Raw genomic sequence first — 17308 nt, forward strand, 5'->3', positions numbered from 1 at the left:
AATGCTATTGAAAGGAAAATAAGATGACAAAAAGCTTACCTAAAGATTTTATTTTCGGTGGTGCCACAGCAGCCTATCAAGCTGAGGGAGCAACCCACACAGATGGAAAAGGACCTGTTGCCTGGGATAAATACCTAGAGGATAACTACTGGTACACGGCAGAACCTGCCAGCGACTTTTACCACAAGTACCCTGTGGATCTGAAATTGGCTGAAGAGTATGGTGTTAATGGCATTCGAATCTCCATCGCTTGGTCACGGATTTTCCCGACAGGCTATGGCGAGGTCAATCCAAAAGGTGTGGAATTTTACCATAATCTTTTCGCAGAATGCCACAAGCGTCATGTAGAACCTTTTGTGACCCTTCACCACTTTGATACACCAGAGGCTCTCCATTCAAATGGCGATTTCCTCAATCGGGAAAATATTGAGCACTTTGTGGACTATGCGGCTTTCTGTTTTGAAGAATTTCCAGAAGTTCGCTATTGGACAACTTTCAACGAAATTGGTCCTATTGGTGACGGGCAGTACTTGGTCGGCAAATTCCCGCCGGGGATTCAGTATGACTTGGCCAAGGTTTTCCAATCCCACCACAACATGATGGTCTCCCATGCCCGCGCCGTTAAGCTTTATAAGGACAAGGGCTACAAGGGTGAAATCGGTGTCGTTCATGCCCTGCCGACAAAATACCCTTACGACCCAGAAAATCCAGCAGATGTCAGAGCGGCAGAATTGGAAGATATTATTCATAACAAGTTCATCTTAGATGCGACTTATCTGGGACACTATTCAGATGTAACTTTGGCAGGAGTGAATCATATCCTTAAGGTCAATGGTGGTCAGCTGGATCTGCGAGATGAAGACTTTGCAGCTCTAGAAGCAGCTAAAGACCTCAATGACTTCCTTGGCATCAACTACTATATGAGTGATTGGATGCGCGACTTTGACGGTGAAACAGAAATTATCCATAACGGAAAAGGCGAAAAGGGAAGCTCCAAGTACCAGATTAAGGGTGTAGGGCGCAGAGAATCTCCAACCCATATTCCGAAAACTGATTGGGATTGGATTATATATCCGCAAGGTCTTTATGATCAGATCATGCGGATTAAGAAAGATTATCCAAACTACAAGAAAATCTATATCACGGAAAATGGTCTGGGTTATAAAGATGAATTTGTGGACAATACAGTTTACGACGATGCTCGCATTGACTACGTCAAGCAGCATCTGGAAGTTTTATCCGATGCGATTGCGGACGGGGCTAATGTCAAGGGCTACTTTATTTGGTCTCTGATGGATGTCTTTTCTTGGTCTAACGGTTATGAAAAACGCTACGGCTTATTCTACGTAGACTTTGAAACTCAGGAACGCTATCCGAAGAAATCCGCTCACTGGTATAAGAAACTAGCTGAAACACAAATGATTGAATAGAAAAGCAAAACTCCCATCCTTAGCTAAATGAAATCGGCTAGGACGGGAGTTTTTTTATTCTTCATCATCTGTAAATTCTAGGATGTCTCCAGGCTGGCAATCAAGGGCCTGACAGATAGCATTGAGGGTGCTAAATCGGATAGCCTTGGCCTTGCCCGTTTTGAGAATGGAAAGGTTGGCGTTTGTGATACCGATGATATCGGCCAGTTCACCCAGTTTCATCTTTTTCTTGGCCAGCTGGACATCAAGATTAACGATAATCATGATAGCAGCCTCCTAGATGGTAAATTCATTCTCTTCAGCTATATCAATCCCCTTTTCCAGAATTTTCATCATCAGCCAAATAATCAGAGCACCCAAGAGAGGTGTAAAGCTCATACTGGCGTTAAAAGAGAAGGGGAGGGTGATGGGATTGCCTGATGCAGCAACCTTGACGGAAAGAAAGGTCAGAGCCAGAAAGACTTTCCATGCCTTATCAGCTAGTTGCGTGTTTGATGAATCAAAAATCTTTCCACCAATCAAATTTTTGATGAAATTACGAGCAAGATAGATGAGATAAATAGTCAAAGAAGCTGTGAGAAGATTTATAACAAAGGCTAGAATACTCCACCAATTTGAAAATTCAACTGAGGGCAGAAATTGAACATTGAGCGTTATTCCCAACCTGTCGGAAAGACCGGTGTAAGAAATCACACTTAGGATAGTAAGAAACACCAGAATAGCAGCATAACCCACTATGATAAGGTTTAATAGAGTAACAATATCTTTGAGTAAAGAGTTATTTTTTAATTCAATCTTTTTCATGATGCTTACCTCTATCGAAAATCAGCCGGCAGTAGATTTTCTTTTCCTTTTATTCTTATTATAATCTATTTTTTATTGTATTTCAAGAAAAATATATCGAAAAACGATAAAAAACAAAAACAAATTTCCTTCTATCATAAAAGTAATTCCTTATTTTTTATGCTATACTGTTTTCAAATTAATTCAAGGAGGAAAAAATGGGAATTTTTGATTTCTTTAAAAAATAGTCGGATTTTTGACAGCTCATTAGTTTTATTCTATAATGAAATTACTTATTATTTAAGGAGATAAAAATGAAAAAGATTTTTTCAGCCAGCGTGGTTTTTTTAGCAGCAGTTACCTTAGCAGCATGTTCAAATAATCATTCATCCGTTACTTCTAAATCTTCAGAAAGCAAGGCTGCTTCTAGCTCAGTTAAAAAGTCTTCAAAATCAAGCAGTAAAGCAAGTAACTCAAGCAGTTCAAGTACTTCGTCAAGTGCCAATTTAGAAACGCCTGACTTTGTCTTGGTTACAGACGAAGAAATCGCTAACGCAACAACAATTGGTGACTTGAAAACCGTGTACAATAAGCTTGCGGATAATTACATCAAATATAGTGGAGAAATTAGAGAAAAACTCCCTGAGTCTGAAAGAGCAGATTTTGACAAAGAAGCGGAAGAAGGTTTGAAAGCTTTTGAGGAATCAAAACAGACTCTTAGTGATCAATTATCTCAGTATGGTTCAGATGATTTAGAAGTTCCAGCAGAAGTACGAGATCCGTTCCTGCAGAACTTAAAAGAGAAACGTGATAAACTGGTAAATGTTTTGAAAATGTCTTATATTTTTGTTTCAAACATGCCTAAAAAACAGTAACATCAGCTATTGAAATTGTTCCTGATTCCTTGGAGAAGATTTTTCCGAATTAGGTAGACTTCCGAAGCTGTATCATGGTTCATTTCAATTTATTACTAGACAATAAAACATCAGGGGCAGCCTTATCGTTGCTCCTGATGTTTTATACTCTTTATTTAAACTTAAAGCCTTCATAGACCAGATCTGCTTTAGGATTGGTCTTTTTAAATTCGCCGGCTAGTTTATCCATCATTTTGACAGGCCCGCACATGAAGACTGTGGTTTGGTCATCCAAAGGATAATTCTTGAAGTCCAAATAGCCAGAGACCTTGCTATCGACCAAGTGAAGGTCAAACTGCGGATTCTTGGCAGCGTAGTCTTTGAGTAGGTCTAGGAAAACAGCATTTTCTGTTCCAGTATAAGCGTAGTAGAAGCTGACTGGACGATTCAGATTAGGATTTTCACGGATATAGGAGATAAAGGGCGTAATGCCAATCCCACCAGCAATCCAAATCTGCTTTTCCTGCCCCTGGTCAAGAATCATGTGTCCATAAGCTCGGTCAATGGTGACCTTGGTTCCCTCTGGGATCTTGTCATAAAGTTTCTTAGTGTGGTCTCCTGAATTCTTGATGGTAAAGTAGACGATATTGTCATGGCCGCCAGAGATAGAGAAGGGATGTGGCTCTTTTTCAAATCCTTCTTGGAAAATCTTGACGAAGGCAAACTGACCATACTGGTAGTCTAGCTTTTGACTAAGCTGGATCTTCAACTCCACGGTATCGTGGTTCAGTCGCTTAACTTGCAGGATTTTCCCTAGATGACGAAAGGCCAAACTTTGATAGAGGAAGATGATGTAAAAACCAGAAGCTAAACCCATGATAGCGTAGAATCCGACTACCAAGCCTAGCAAGGTCGGTGTCAGGAGTCGACCGCCCATCAGCATATAAGCGTGAAAGAGACCAAAGATATAGGCCAGATAGACAAAGCGGTGAATCCAGCGCCAAGCCTCATACTTGATGTGCTTGCCAAGATAGGCCACCAGAACAATGCTGACAAAGAGATAGATGCCGACATTTCCAAGCTGGGCTGCCAGATGAGAGCCCCAGAGACTGCCACCCATGGCAACATTGTGGAGAGCAAGAAGAACGACGGAAAAGATAGCTGTAAACTTATGATAAGCATACATCTTTTCGATGCCATGGAACCATTTTTCCAAAAGGGCGTTCCGAGTCGTAAGTAAAAAGGTCAGCGAAAGGGTAGTTAAGGCCAGACCGGGTACGATAAAGTTGGTCATCCCAGCTGAAGCCCAAGCATAGATGGTAAGTATTATACTTACAGCCATAAGGGCGATTCCTTTGATAGATTTCATGGTTGTTTCCTTTCTTTATAATCACTATCTAGTTGTAATTAAATTTGTTACATTTTAACAAAGAAAAAACAAGCTGTCAAGATAAGAGCTTGTTTCGTTTTTGGTATGGATAGGTCAAGTCTTCCGTTAGCTAAGCTATAGAAGAGATTTGTGATTTTACTCTTGAACCTCTGCGGCAGTCTCTTCCTCTTTGTCAGTCTCAGATTGGCCAAAAGGCAGCTGCTTGCTCCAGCGTGATAGGTTTTCTCGGATATCCTTGCCAATAGCAGAAGGCTTAGGCAAGCTAATGGAGTCTTTCCAGGTTTGGACACGCATATCCAGTAGAAGTTTGGACAAGCGCAGCAGCATGTCACGTTCTTGGTCTGTTAGAGACTTAGCATTTTTCAGGATATCGAGGACTTTGTTAAAGTTTTCAACATTGGATAGTTCGTCGACAGACTGGATACCAGCATCCAAAATCAGTCCGAAAAAGAGGTCGAAAAAGTCTTTAAGTTCTTCATCTGAAACGGTGCTCACCCAATTTTTAAACGTTTTGTCTATCTGCAGGCTCTCTGCATCTAGTGTATCCAGCAATAGGAAAGAGTCTCCCTTGGTTTTCCACGAAAAGGTATCGTGCTGGGCAAAGCCGCCGATGGCACTGCTTTTGACAATCCTAGCTTCCTTAGGTGTTTCCAGCATCATGCCGACGATGGAGTTCTGAGGCAGGTAGCGTTTCATCCTTTCAACCAAAGCCTGATAGCCATCGCTTTCGATGACAGAGTGATTGAGACCGGGAGAGTCATAGCTGTAGATGGCTTCAATACGGTCTTGGAGCGATGCTTCCATCTGACTGGCTGCATAGGAAGCCAGGTTTCCTCCTTTGGAATGGCCGGTTAGGATAAAGTTACCGGGCAGATTTTCTAAGGCTTTCTGCAGGTAGCGGGCAGCCATTTTCTGAGCGGGGATTTGAGCCATATAGGTCATGTGGAAGTCTTCCTTCCAGCCGACGATAGAGTCGTCCGTTCCGCGAAAGACCAGGACATAGGTATCGGGCTTGATTTTGAAAATCAAGGCAGCGAATTGCTTCTGGATATCTTGGTCAACATCGTTGACATAGCCCATCAGTTTTAGATTTTTAAAGCGGGTAGAGGCTGCGGCCAAATCCAGCAGTTTCAGTCGGTTTTTGCTGACCATCATGGAGAGGTCGCGCGGTACTTGATCGGCCAAATCCAGCAGCCGGCAGTCGCAGTAGGGGGACATGTCTTCATGCACTAGTTGGTCAAAAGGCAAGTAGGTTAGCTCTGTCAGAATTAGCAGATCCAGTTCATTGAAAGGTTTATCATAAATACTGTCATGCTGGACTTCTTCAAGGTAAGTAAAAATATTGCTCATGTTTTATCTCCAATTTCTACTAGTTAGTATAGCATATTTTTCTGATAGAATTTCTTTTTTCCAGAAAAATCCTACCTTAGACTGAGGATGATAAACAAGCAGTCGCATTTTTTGGTATAATGTTACTAGCAAGCAATCGGGAGGGAAAGATGCACAAGATTTTACTAGTAGAAGATGATCCAGTCATTCGTCAGATGATTAAGAAAATGCTGGAACAATGGGGCTTTCAGGTAGTGGCAGTCGAGGACTTTATGGATGTGCTGACTGTCTTTGTTCGAGAGGAGCCGCATCTGGTGCTGATGGATATCGGCCTGCCCTTATTTAACGGCTATCACTGGTGTCAGGAAATCCGCAAGATTTCAACGGTGCCCATCATGTTTCTGTCTTCTCGCGATCAGTCCATGGACATTGTCATGGCTATCAATATGGGGGCAGATGACTATGTGACCAAGCCTTTTGACAATAATGTCTTTCTGGCTAAGGTTCAGGGCTTGTTGCGCCGTTCCTATGAGTTTGGAAACGACCAGAGTCTCTTGGAGCACCAGGGTGTCATTCTCAATCTCAAGTCGACAGATCTGGTCTTTGATGGCAAAGTGGTGACCTTGACCAAGAACGAATTTCAGATTTTGCGGGTCCTCTTTGAGCACGCAGATGGTATCGTAGCGCGTGATGATCTGATGAAGGAACTCTGGAACAGTGACTTTTTCATCGACGACAATACCCTATCGGTCAATGTCGCTCGCCTGCGTAAGAAGCTTGAAGAGCACGGACTGAAAAACTTCATCGAAACCAAAAAAGGAATAGGATACGGTCTCATCAATGGACACACAGGATAAATTTTTCTTTCTTAAGTCTTACCTTTATTCACGGCGATTTTTTCTAGCTCTTTTGATTCTACTGCTAGGCTTTATTCTGCTCTTTGCCTTTGTCTTTGATACTTACCGCAGTCTGCTGGAATATGTCGCGCTCTTGCTGGCTTTTCTGTCTTTCTTGTTTATCGGAGCAGATGCTTGGACGTCCTTTAAGGGCTATCGCAGCCAGAAGCTGCAGGCATCTGCTCAGGCTCAGACTCCTCTAGAAAAGCTTTTGCAGGAACGAGTGGAGGAGCTGGAGTACGAACAGAAGAATCAGCTCTTGGTTGAACAGGAGAAATACAATGATTTGCTGGACTACTATACTCTTTGGGTTCATCAAGTCAAGACACCTATTGCTGCCAGTTCACTTTTGATTGGAGATTTGAAGGATAAGGAAGCCAAGTCTCAGTTGGAGCAGGAGCTTTTTAAGATCGAATCCTACGTTCATCTGGTGCTCCAGTACCTCCGTCTGGGAAGCTTCCATGATGATCTAGTGCTGAAGCAGGAAAATCTGACTGATTTGGTCAGGGAAGTGGTCAAGAAATACGCTCTTTTCTTTATTCAGCAAGGGCTCAGCCTCAATCTTCATGACCTAGATCACACGATTGTCACTGATAAAAAGTGGTTTCTAGTGATTTTGGAGCAGGTCCTGTCCAATAGTCTTAAATACACAAAAGAAGGCAGCATAGAGATTTATTTTCATGAGGATAGACTCTATATCAAAGACACGGGTCTGGGCATTCAAAATGCTGATTTGCTGCGGGTTTTTGAGCGTGGTTTCTCAGGCTACAATGGTCGTCTGACCCAGCAGTCATCAGGCTTAGGTCTTTATCTGTCCAAGAAAATTGCTGATCAGCTGGGACATAAGATTGCTATAGACTCTCAAGTTGGTCAGGGAACGACGGTTTCCATCGCCTTTCCTGAGAAGAAATTGATCTTTGAATAGGAGGAAGAAAGTTGCTAGTAGTGGTTTATGATAGTCTGACTGGTTTGGGCAAGAAGTTTGCTAATAGTCTGGGGTTGCCTAGCCAGTCAGTCTGGAAAAAGCTGGAGGGGCCCTGTATTTTGGTCAGCAGAAATAGCGGAGCAGGGCAGATTCCGTGGACGACCAAGCGTTTCATCAGAAAGTATGAGCATCTAATCAAAGGCTTTGTCATCAATGGCAATCAGAAGCGTTATCCGCGGACCTTTTGCGGGGCAACGGATAAGATAGTGGAGCAGTATGGTCTCCGCCATATTCGTAACATAGAGGGCTCTGGAACGGAAGCAGACCGACAAGCGGTCAAAGGCTTTCTAGAACAGTTGCAGATAGATGAAAGCTTTCATAAAAACCACTAGGTTTTGTCCTAGTTTTACGAATGCTCCTGCAAGATTTTTAAAAGTGACAAAATTGTAAGAATAAAACTAGCAAATGAAAGGTTAGGTTATGGTACTGACCTTTCTTTTTTATTATCATAGAGGCAAGAAATAAGAAGGAGACAGAAAAATGAAATCAAAAGGTTTGAATGCTTTTCAGTTGAAGCTCTTCATGGCGTTTCTTATGGTTTTTGACCATATCAGCCAGATACCGGGGCTGGTGCCGGATGGCTGGGATGGCGTTTTGCATGCCCTAACCCGCTGTGTCGGAGCAGCATTTGCCTTCATGGCAGTGGAAGGCTTTCTCCACACTCGCAACCGTCTGGCTTACAATATGCGGCTCTTCTTTTGGGCAGCCCTGATGCAGACAGGAAACTGTATCCTGACGCTTCTCTTTCAGGAGAAGGGCATTTACCTCACTCACAACATCTTCCTGACCTTGGCCTGCGGGGTCCTCATGCTGAGTCTTTTCTTTGGCTTTTCTGAAAATGTCGGAGCTGCTAAGGATAGGAAGCGTGGTTTGTGGATAGCGGCAGGAGTATTGGTCTTGCTGGTTGGGCTTGTCTTTAGCGAAGGCGGCATGGCTCTGCTTCCTTTCATGCTCTTGACCTACCTTTTTAGAAATCAAGTCTTTTTCAGAAACTTGTTTTATGTAGTTTGGGCGGGAGTTCTCTTTGCCATGAGTATTCAAATTTATCCAACCTTGCAGGACACGCTATCAATGCTGCTCTATAATTCAGACTGGCTCTTTATCAGTGCTCTTCCTCTCTTGCACTTCTATAATGGTGAGCGAGGATCCAGCAGCAAGTGGAGCAAATATTTCTTCTATATTTTCTATCCAGCCCACCTTTGGCTAATTGCTTTGATTGCCTTTTGGGTAAAATAAAGCCCATCTTATCTTACAAAACTGTAAGATTGCACTTTAAAATGTAAGCTTAGGTTATGGCTGGGCGGCTGTTATTGAGATAAAATAGATATATCAATTAGGAAGCAGTTTATAAATACTGCTAAAAGCAGGGCGTTGATAGGTGCCTGCTAAACAGAAAGGAAGCAAGATGACATTATTAGACGTACAGCATGTGAAAAAGATTTATAAAACCCGCTTTCAGGGCAGCCAAGTAGAGGCATTGAAAGACATTCACTTTACAGTAGAAAAAGGTGAATATGTCGCCATTATGGGGGAGTCAGGCTCCGGGAAATCCACCTTGCTCAACATCCTAGCCATGCTGGACAAGCCGACTGAGGGCCGCGTCTTTCTCAACGGAACTGACACAGCAACCATCAAAAACAGCCAGGCTTCCAGCTTCCGCCGAGAGAAATTAGGCTTTGTATTTCAGGATTTCAATCTGCTGGACACCTTGTCGGTCAAGGATAATATTCTCCTGCCTCTGGTTCTCTCTCGTCGTCCCATTACCGAGATGATGCAAAAGCTGGTTATGACCTGCAATGAGCTGGGGATTAACAAGCTGCAAGAGAAGTTTCCTTATGAGATTTCCGGTGGTCAAAAGCAGCGGGTAGCAGTGGCTCGGGCCATTATCACAGATCCTGAGATTCTGCTGGCGGATGAGCCGACGGGAGCCTTGGATTCCAAGTCTTCGGCAGCCCTGTTGGATGTCTTTGACGATATCAATGCCCGCGGTCAAACCATTCTCATGGTGACCCACTCAACGGCGGCGGCTAGCCGCGCCAAGCGGGTACTTTTTATCAAGGATGGGATTCTCTACAACCAAATCTTCCGCGGTGACAAGACCGAACGACAGATGTTCCAAGAGATTTCCGATACTCTGACAGTTATGGCAAGTGAGGTGGGCAATTATGTTCAAACTAACGAGTAAACTAGCTTTGTCCAATCTGGTTAAAAATCGCAGTTTGTATTATCCATTTGCTTTGGCGACGGTACTTGCAACAGCGATTTTGTATAGTTTTGTCTCACTGGCTTATAGCCCCAATATGGAGACCTCTTATGGTGGTACAGCAGCTCGCATGACCTTGCAGTTTGGTATCCATGTCATTCAGATTGCCGTCTTTATCCTCATCACCTATGCCAATAGCTTCGTCATGAAAAACCGCTCCCGAGAGTTGGGAGTCTATAGTCTGTTGGGCATGGAGAAAAAGCATCTGCTAGTCATGACCTTCTTTGAACTCTGTGTTTTTTATCTAGCTACAGTTGGTCTGGGTATCTTGTCTGGCCTAGCTTTAGATAAGATGCTCTACGCAGTTCTTTTGAAATTGATGGGAATGCCGGCAGTTCTTGCCTCAACCTTCCAATGGCAGAATGTCTGGATGACTCTAATCAGTCTAGGTGTCGCTTTTGCGGTGATTTTGTTGCTCAGCTCTACGCGTCTTCTACGCTATAGCTCTCTTAACCTAATGAAAGAAAAGAAAGCAGGCGAGAAGAAGGGACGATTCCTTTTTCTGCAAACCTTGCTGGGTCTCCTGCTCATGGGTGTGGCTTATTATATGGCTTTGACCGTTACCAAGCCTGTCGCTGCTATCGGCAATTTCTTTATAGCTGTGGTCATGGTTATTATCGCAACCTATCTGCTTTTTAATGCAGGTTCAATTACACTATTGAAATTTCTCAAAAAACGCAAAGGCTACTACTATAAAACGCAGAATTTCATTTCTGTTTCCAATCTCATCTCGCGGATGCGTAAAAATGCAGCAGGATTGGCAACTATCTCCATTCTATCTACCATGCTCCTAGTGACTCTGGTTGGTACAATCAATATCTATGTTGGGGGTCAGGATTATATTACTACCTTGCATCCAAAGGATTACAATGTCAGCGTCGTCTTGCCGAAATCGACCGATCAGAAGGAGGCTCTGTTAGACAAGGTCCAGCAAGTCGCTCAGGACACAGGTCTGAAGAAGCCAAGCTATACTACCTATCTCTACCAATCAGCCTTCATTACGAAACTGGCTGGTAATGATGTGACAGTTCCAATGCAAAGAGAGCTGGAGTCGGATACAAGTATCTTGACTAAGTCTGCTGGCACGATTACGGTCATCAATCGCCAGGATTATGAAAAAATGACAGGGGAAAAGATAGACTTAGCAGACGATGAAACCCTGGTTTACGGGAAAAATATTTCCTTGAATAAGGATAAGCCTCTCCGAGTGAATGGCAAGGACTGGAAGATTAAGCAGCTTTTATCGTCGAATTTCACGCATGGGGAAATTCCTAATCCAAACGATGTGACCATGGAACAGGGTCTCTATATGGTGGTCAATGATAGCAAAGAGGTTAATCTCGATGTGGATCATTACTACTACATTGGAGTTGCTTCAGAGACTAAGGGCAGTAAAAAGTTTGTCGAGCAAGTCCAACTGGTGTTGAGGGACACTTTGGATCAGGAACAAGCTCAAGATGGTAGCTTCGCAATGGCTAGTGACCGTTACAGCGCAGAAAAGAGTTATCAAGAACTTACTGGAACCTTGCTCTTCATTGGTGTCTTCCTCTCCGTTATCTTCCTTCTAGGAGCTGTTCTCGTGATTTACTACAAGCAAATCTCCGAAGGATATGAAGACCGAGATGGCTTTATCATCTTGCAAAAAGTTGGTTTAGATGAAAAGCAGACTAGAAGTACCATTCGCAAGCAGATTTTGACTGTTTTCTTCCTACCTCTCATCTTTGCTTTTCTACATGTAGCAGCGGTCTTTCATATGCTGCGCTTGATAGTTGCCCTACTAGGTGTGACCAATCTTCCTCTTTTGATTCAGACAACACTTGCAACTTGCGGAGTCTTCCTACTGACCTATATCCTGGTCTTTCTTCTGACTTCACGCAGCTACCGCAAGATCGTTGCCCGCTAATAGACTTCCCTGACCGAATGGTCGGGGATTTTTTGATGTTTAGATTTTTACCTCTCATCTCCCTCATTTTACCGCTTGTCCAAAAAGCCGAGATTTTTCAAAAAAGACTTGCTATCATAGTCTCAGAAGTAAAGAAAAGGAGAAAAATCATGTTAGTAGAAACGAAAAATCTTAGCAAGGTTTATGGCGATAAAGTAGCTGTTAATGGTCTCGATATTCAGATTGAAAGAGGCAGTTTCACAGCTATTTTAGGACCAAATGGCGCAGGAAAATCCACGACCATTCAGATGCTGATAGGTCTCTTGCGGCCGACATCCGGGCAGATTTGCTATGCTGAAAAGCTTAAGTTGGGTGTGGTTTTCCAAAACAGTGTGTTGGACGCCCGGCTGACAGTTTTGGAAAATCTGACCATCAGAGCCAAGCAGTACAAGGAGATGCCGGCAGGTAGAATTGAGCGCTTGGTCTCTCAGCTGGGCTTGTCAGACTTTGCCAAGCAGCCTTATGGGACACTTTCTGGCGGCCAAAAGCGTCGTGTGGACATTGCGCGAGCCTTGCTCAATAGTCCAGACCTGCTTTTTCTGGATGAGCCGACGACAGGCTTGGACATTCAGACTCGGGAGAGTATTTGGAGCCTGCTCAAGCAGATTCAGAAAGAAGAGCAGATGACCATTGTCTTGACAACCCACTATCTCAATGAAGCTGATGATGCAGATAAGATCTATATCGTAGATCATGGTCAGGTCATTGCCCAAGGCTCTGCAGACCAGATTAAGGGAAACTATGCCCGCAATGTCTTACGGATTTTAAGTCAAGATGCAGCAGGTTTAGAGAAAAGCTTGCCAAGAGGCTGCGCTTGGGAGCAAGTCAAGGAAGGGGAATTTATCCTCCACCCTAAAACGACTCAAGAAGCTCTGACCTTATTGGCTCAGGCTGGTCCCTATATCGAACAATTTGAATTCCAACCCGGAACCATGGACGATGCCTTTATGGCACTGACAGGAAGAGAGGTACGCTAATATGCTAGCTTTGATAAAACGTAATTTTTTACTTTATTTTCGCAACCGCAGTGGGGTAATTTTGTCCCTCTTCGGAGCCATTATTCCCTTTGTGCTTTATATCGTTTTTTTGAAAAATAATTACAAAGACCATTCCAGCCAGCTGATGGACTTGTGGCTGATTGGCGGCGTGTTGGCAGTTACAGGATTAACGACCACATTGGCAGCTTTCTCTCGGCAGGTCGAAGACCGGGAGCGGAAGGTGACAGACGACCTCTTTACCACAGACTTGGGACCATGGGGCTTGCAGCTTAGTTATCTTATCAGTTCTGTTATTATCGGCTTTTTGATGCAGGTCATTATGTTTGCCTTTATGCTCAGCTATTTTACGCTATCGGATAACATTTCCTTTGAGTGGGGAATCCTTCCTTACCTGGTTCTTCTGATGATCTTAAACAGCCTCTTGGCCACACTGATAAATGCTCTGATTGTTCAATGCTTCAAATCAGTGGATAGTTTAGGGAAATTGGCAACAGTAGTCGGAGCAACTTCTGGTTTTCTAGTGGGTACCTATATCCCCATTGGAACCTTGCCGAATATGGCGCAAAACCTGATGAAGCTTACGCCTTCTAACTACATGGCATCTCTTTTCAGACAGGTTCTCATGAAAGAAAGTCTAGCAGATACTTTTGCTAATAGCAGCCAGTCACAAGCAGCTTTTGAAAAAACAATGGGAATTCGCATTGAATGGCAGGAGCTCTTGACAAGGACAGAAACTTTCTATATAGTTGGAATAGTTTTAGTTGCAATAGCGCTTATTTGGATGGTGCAAAATATGATTGCCATCCGCCGGCTGAAACTACAATAGAATGTGAATAGGGAGCTTCCTCTTGCAAGCAAAATTTGAAACAGATCCAACCATTTCATCCAAGGATCCGCTGGTTGTGGTCAAGGCAGACCAGCTAGGGGCAGAAGCCAAGGCCATCTTAGATTATTTAGAACAGTACAAGGCAGGGCCAAGTGGCGTCCTGCCTATCAAGTCGGACGATAAACTGGTCATGTTGAGGACAGAAGATATTATCCTAGCAGACATCAACCAGACAACTCTGATGATTTACAGTAGAGATGGCATTTACCAGACGACAGAGACCTTGACTCGCTTTCAGCAGCGGATTAGCAGCTCGAACTTTATCCAGGTTTCCCGGCATGCTGTTATCAATATTGACCATCTGGAGTCTTTGTCTGACAGCTTTTCTGGCAATATGACGGCCAAGCTGACCAATCAAATCAAAACCGAAGTCAGCCGTCGCTATGTCAAACTCTTGATGGAATATCTGGGAATCTAGGAGGTAAGTGATGAGTATAAAAAAATGTCTACACGCTATATTGATGGGCATCCAGACAGGGAGTGCAGTCTATCTGATTGTCCTTGCTCTCTCTATTCAAAAAAATCCGCCCACAACAAGTAATATCGTCAGTGTCATGGTGATGAGCGGCTTGATTGGAATTATCAGTTCAATGTTAAAAACTCTTGAAGACCGATTCTCTTTTTCAGTCTCGATTTTACTGCATTTCGCCGCTGTCGCAGTCTTAGTATGCTGTTTCATGGTCTATAATAACTGGGGATTTTTAATTGCCAGCTGGCATTTCTGGTTTAATTTTATTCTGATTTATCTCTTTGTATGGCTCTTTCGTTACTTGGATACAAATCTTAAGACCAAGAAGATTAACAGCGCCTTGGCCAAGCGCAGAAAGGAAAAAGAAGGCAAGTAACTTGCTGAAAATCATTCTGACAAGCATATCATAAAAATAACTGGAGTTGGGACTGTATCCTGCTCCTGTTTTTTTGTATCTAAAAAACTCAAGCTAAATTTTCTAGCTTGAGTTTTATGTGATATTACACTCCCAATCTGATATGAGGGAAGTGGTTGTAGAGATAGTCAAAGGTTGACTGGAGTTTGGTATCTGTTGTTTTACCAATGTTCTTAATAGGCATTTGGTATTTCTTTTGATTGTTTCGAACAGCAACTAAGGTTGAGTTTCTGTTTGAAGCAACGAAGCCGCGATGCATGGTGAGAATGTGGTGGTAGAGATGGACAACCTGTTTGAGATCAATCGCCTTGAAACCTCTATAGTAGGTAATGAGATGGTCTTTATAAACAGCAATTTTCAGCACATCGTCGTGGAAAGAAGCTTGCTCCAGCAGGATATTGAGATTGTCTTTGGCCTCTGGATAGGCTGCATAGATTTCTTCGTAGGCAGCGATATTTTTCTTGCGGCCGATGATTGCAATGACGACAAAGACAACACATAGTCCAATCAAGAACAGAATGTAGAACATGAATGCAAGATTGTCAGATTCAAATTCAGTGATAGAGATATAGGAGCTGCTTGACATTACTGTGATGACTTCGGGATTGTCTGCTAGGAGACTGCGAACGAGGCTGCCATAATTAGAGATATATCCCTGATTTTTTTTAGGGGAGTTAGCATTAACGTAGGAGCCAACAATTCGGACAGGATTTTTTTCTAGCTCTCCACTCTTCTCTTTTTCCAAGAGCTGGGCAATCTGCTTGTCCCCTTTTTTAGCCTGCAGACCAACATATCCGTCTTGGTAGGCAACCAGCCAAACTTGAGTATTATCTTCTACTTCAATCAGGGCCTCTGGAAAAATATATGACACTTCAGCATAGACTGCTGAATCTGCTCCAGAATCGCTATTTCGGTCATAGGCAGTCTTGGTGTTGACTTTTTGGTATTGGATAAAGCCCATTACTGCAGCAACCGCTAGAAAAATAAAAGTAATTACCAGTAGGGCGATGGTACCCTGGTTACGTCTTTCCTTGAGCATAGCTCAACCTCCAAAATATAATATAAAAAAATAATTTGATTAGCAAACTATCTTTTTTGTATAGTATAGCATAAATGCTTGACAAATGGCAAGAATGTGTTAAAATGTGAATGAACATAAAGATAAATTCATTCATAAAAGAGGCATGGAAATGGATAAAAAAAATGAGCTGCTGGCTGCGGCTAGGGAAGTCTTTGCGGAAAAAGGCTATAAGGCAGCTGGAATTTCTGATATTGCTAAGAAGAGCCATATGGCTGTCGGATCCTTTTATAAGTATTATGAGTCCAAGGAAGCTATCTTCTTGGAGGTTTATGTAGCTGAAAATAGCCGTATACGTGAGGAAATCATGCAACGCGTAGACTGGCAGGGCGAGCCCGAGGCAATCGTTGAACAGCTTTTTGCAGTCACTTTTGAATTGATTTCACCCAATAAAATTCTGGCTGAGTGGAACAAGCCAGGCATTTCTCAGATTCTGCACGATTACTATAATCAGGATTCCGGCCGAGCGTCCAATGCCTTTCATCAGTTTCTGATTCAGACCTTCAGCCAGCGCTTGCAGGAAGAGGGGTTTTCGAGGGAGAAAATAGCTGAGATCATGAAGGTTTATGACTTGATTTATTACATAGACATGCATGTCACAGAGCAGGAATTTTCAGGCTACTTCGATAGTCTTGAGACTTTAGTGAAATATTTTGTTAAGGGGATTTTTTCCAAATAGAGGAAATTCCTTTTCTTAAAAGCAGGTATGAATGAATTTACAAAACCATTCATTCACAAACAAAGGAGGTGATGGGTTATGTCCTGTGATTCGGAAATGGAAAGGAACTTAATTAGATAAAGTGAATTATTTTTTAGAAGGTTTTGAATGAATATTAGGAACTGTTCATTCAAAAATAGAAAGTGAGGAAAAGAATGAATAAGCAAGGAGGATTTGCCATGAGTGGAATGGCTATTTTGGGTATCTGTCTGGTCGCGATTGGTCTTTTGACCATTGGCTACGGCGGTGTGACAGTTGGTTTTAGTTTGAGTGTGGATTTTCAGTCATTTTTAGTTGGAGGTCTCATCGTGGTTTTAATCGGAACAGCTTTGATTCCGGGCTTGCCGGCAGTTGCTAAGCTGGCAGTACTGGCTTTGACAACTTTGGCATTGCTGATGTACATTCACATGATGCCAGATTTGGAGTTTATGCTTATGCTCATCTCAGATGTCGTGGTTTTAGGCTTTGCGGCTTGGTTTGCTATCCTTTTTTTAAGAAAGTAGGTGATGAAGATGATTGTAGTTTATGATTCAAATACTGGTATTGGAAAACGATTTGCAGAATCATTGGGCTATCCGACCCAGACTATCAGGGAAAAACTGGAAGAACCCTGTATCCTCATTACTCGAAATGCTGGTGCTGGGAAAATTCCATGGTCTACCAAACGCTTTATCAAGAAACATCCTGGGCTGATTAAAGGTTTTGTTAACAATGGTGACTCTGTTAAACATGGTCGGACTTTCTGCGGGGCGACTGCCTTGATTATCGAAAAATATGGGCTCCACCATATCTGCGATATTGACCAAGGCGGTAGTCCAGAAGATGTCAAGACTGTGCAGGCATTTTTGGCGGAGTGCTAGTCTCATCAAGTT

20 protein-coding genes are annotated in these 17308 nt (G+C 42.9%); 15 read left to right on the top strand and 5 right to left on the bottom strand.

The features are described from left to right. Positions 1 to 23 precede the first annotated feature (23 nt). Entirely contained in the window at positions 24 to 1430 is a 1407-nt protein-coding gene (gene lacG, locus K1I80_RS00640; protein ID WP_002899825.1) for a 6-phospho-beta-galactosidase, read from the top strand. Between the two features lie 54 nt (positions 1431 to 1484). On the opposite strand, the gene K1I80_RS00645 is transcribed toward lacG, so the two are convergent. Then, positions 1485 to 1694 carry a helix-turn-helix domain-containing protein gene (locus K1I80_RS00645; RefSeq protein ID WP_002894739.1) on the bottom strand — a complete coding sequence of 70 codons (210 nt, stop codon included), beginning with the start codon at positions 1692 to 1694 and terminating at the stop codon, positions 1485 to 1487. A 12-nt stretch (positions 1695 to 1706) separates the two neighbouring features. Beyond that, positions 1707 to 2234: a DUF2975 domain-containing protein gene (locus K1I80_RS00650; protein ID WP_223313386.1), complete on the bottom strand. Its 528-nt coding sequence runs from the start codon at positions 2232 to 2234 to the stop codon at positions 1707 to 1709. A 293-nt stretch (positions 2235 to 2527) separates the two neighbouring features. Here K1I80_RS00650 and K1I80_RS00655 point away from each other — a divergent pair, with 293 nt between their 5' ends. Then, complete coding sequence (locus tag K1I80_RS00655; protein WP_223313385.1) at positions 2528 to 3088, top strand: hypothetical protein; 561 nt, start codon at positions 2528 to 2530, stop codon at positions 3086 to 3088. A gap of 151 nt (positions 3089 to 3239) precedes the next feature. Here the strand turns inward: K1I80_RS00655 and K1I80_RS00660 are convergent, their stop codons facing one another. Continuing rightward, complete coding sequence (locus K1I80_RS00660) at positions 3240 to 4436, bottom strand: ferredoxin reductase family protein (protein WP_223313384.1); 1197 nt, start codon at positions 4434 to 4436, stop codon at positions 3240 to 3242. Between the two features lie 156 nt (positions 4437 to 4592). Next, on the bottom strand, positions 4593 to 5807 hold the full coding sequence (locus tag K1I80_RS00665) for a DUF2974 domain-containing protein (RefSeq protein ID WP_223313383.1): 1215 nt from the start codon (positions 5805 to 5807) through the stop codon (positions 4593 to 4595). Positions 5808 to 5956: 149 nt separating this feature from the next. Here K1I80_RS00665 and K1I80_RS00670 point away from each other — a divergent pair, with 149 nt between their 5' ends. From K1I80_RS00670 to K1I80_RS00715, 10 genes are all read left to right on the top strand, one after another. Continuing rightward, entirely contained in the window at positions 5957 to 6643 is a 687-nt protein-coding gene (locus K1I80_RS00670; RefSeq protein ID WP_023916543.1) for a response regulator transcription factor, read from the top strand. Continuing rightward, entirely contained in the window at positions 6627 to 7607 is a 981-nt protein-coding gene (locus K1I80_RS00675) for a sensor histidine kinase (RefSeq protein ID WP_223313382.1), read from the top strand. Before K1I80_RS00670 ends, K1I80_RS00675 begins: the two co-directional genes overlap by 17 nt. An 11-nt stretch (positions 7608 to 7618) precedes the next feature. Further along, the gene (locus K1I80_RS00680) at positions 7619 to 7999 is read left to right on the top strand and encodes a class Ib ribonucleoside-diphosphate reductase assembly flavoprotein NrdI (RefSeq protein ID WP_223313381.1); all 381 of its coding nucleotides are present in this window, start codon (positions 7619 to 7621) and stop codon (positions 7997 to 7999) included. Positions 8000 to 8147: 148 nt separating this feature from the next. After that, positions 8148 to 8903: a TraX family protein gene (locus K1I80_RS00685; protein ID WP_223313380.1), complete on the top strand. Its 756-nt coding sequence runs from the start codon at positions 8148 to 8150 to the stop codon at positions 8901 to 8903. 169 nt (positions 8904 to 9072) lie between these two features. After that, entirely contained in the window at positions 9073 to 9852 is a 780-nt protein-coding gene (locus K1I80_RS00690; protein ID WP_223313379.1) for an ABC transporter ATP-binding protein, read from the top strand. Next, positions 9833 to 11833, top strand: a complete 2001-nt coding sequence (locus K1I80_RS00695) for an ABC transporter permease (protein ID WP_223313378.1) — start codon at positions 9833 to 9835, stop codon at positions 11831 to 11833. Before K1I80_RS00690 ends, K1I80_RS00695 begins: the two co-directional genes overlap by 20 nt. A gap of 149 nt (positions 11834 to 11982) precedes the next feature. Next, on the top strand, positions 11983 to 12849 hold the full coding sequence (locus tag K1I80_RS00700) for an ABC transporter ATP-binding protein (protein ID WP_223313377.1): 867 nt from the start codon (positions 11983 to 11985) through the stop codon (positions 12847 to 12849). Between the two features lies 1 nt (position 12850). Then, positions 12851 to 13696 carry an ABC transporter permease gene (locus tag K1I80_RS00705; RefSeq protein WP_223313376.1) on the top strand — a complete coding sequence of 282 codons (846 nt, stop codon included), beginning with the start codon at positions 12851 to 12853 and terminating at the stop codon, positions 13694 to 13696. A gap of 22 nt (positions 13697 to 13718) precedes the next feature. Next, entirely contained in the window at positions 13719 to 14174 is a 456-nt protein-coding gene (locus K1I80_RS00710; RefSeq protein WP_002905974.1) for a LytTR family DNA-binding domain-containing protein, read from the top strand. Positions 14175 to 14184: 10 nt separating this feature from the next. Beyond that, a complete protein-coding gene (locus K1I80_RS00715) occupies positions 14185 to 14601 on the top strand; it encodes a DUF3021 domain-containing protein (protein WP_002905055.1) in 417 nt (138 codons plus the stop codon). Positions 14602 to 14725: 124 nt separating this feature from the next. Here K1I80_RS00715 and K1I80_RS00720 read toward each other — a convergent pair whose 3' ends face one another. After that, on the bottom strand, positions 14726 to 15679 hold the full coding sequence (locus K1I80_RS00720; RefSeq protein ID WP_223313375.1) for a hypothetical protein: 954 nt from the start codon (positions 15677 to 15679) through the stop codon (positions 14726 to 14728). A 106-nt stretch (positions 15680 to 15785) separates the two neighbouring features. Here K1I80_RS00720 and K1I80_RS00725 point away from each other — a divergent pair, with 106 nt between their 5' ends. The 3 genes from K1I80_RS00725 to K1I80_RS00735 all read left to right on the top strand — a co-directional run bounded on the left by K1I80_RS00725 (position 15786) and on the right by K1I80_RS00735 (position 17296). After that, positions 15786 to 16397 (top strand): TetR/AcrR family transcriptional regulator, encoded by a 612-nt coding sequence (locus K1I80_RS00725; RefSeq protein ID WP_125434405.1) that lies wholly within the window; start codon positions 15786 to 15788, stop codon positions 16395 to 16397. Positions 16398 to 16591: 194 nt separating this feature from the next. Further along, positions 16592 to 16939 (top strand): hypothetical protein, encoded by a 348-nt coding sequence (locus tag K1I80_RS00730; protein WP_125444685.1) that lies wholly within the window; start codon positions 16592 to 16594, stop codon positions 16937 to 16939. Next, entirely contained in the window at positions 16940 to 17296 is a 357-nt protein-coding gene (locus tag K1I80_RS00735; protein ID WP_185776868.1) for a class Ib ribonucleoside-diphosphate reductase assembly flavoprotein NrdI, read from the top strand. It begins immediately after the preceding gene. Positions 17297 to 17308: the final 12 nt, after the last annotated feature.

Source organism: Streptococcus sanguinis (assembly GCF_019929225.1).
In the GTDB taxonomy this organism is placed as follows: Bacteria; Bacillota; Bacilli; order Lactobacillales; family Streptococcaceae; genus Streptococcus; species Streptococcus sanguinis_J.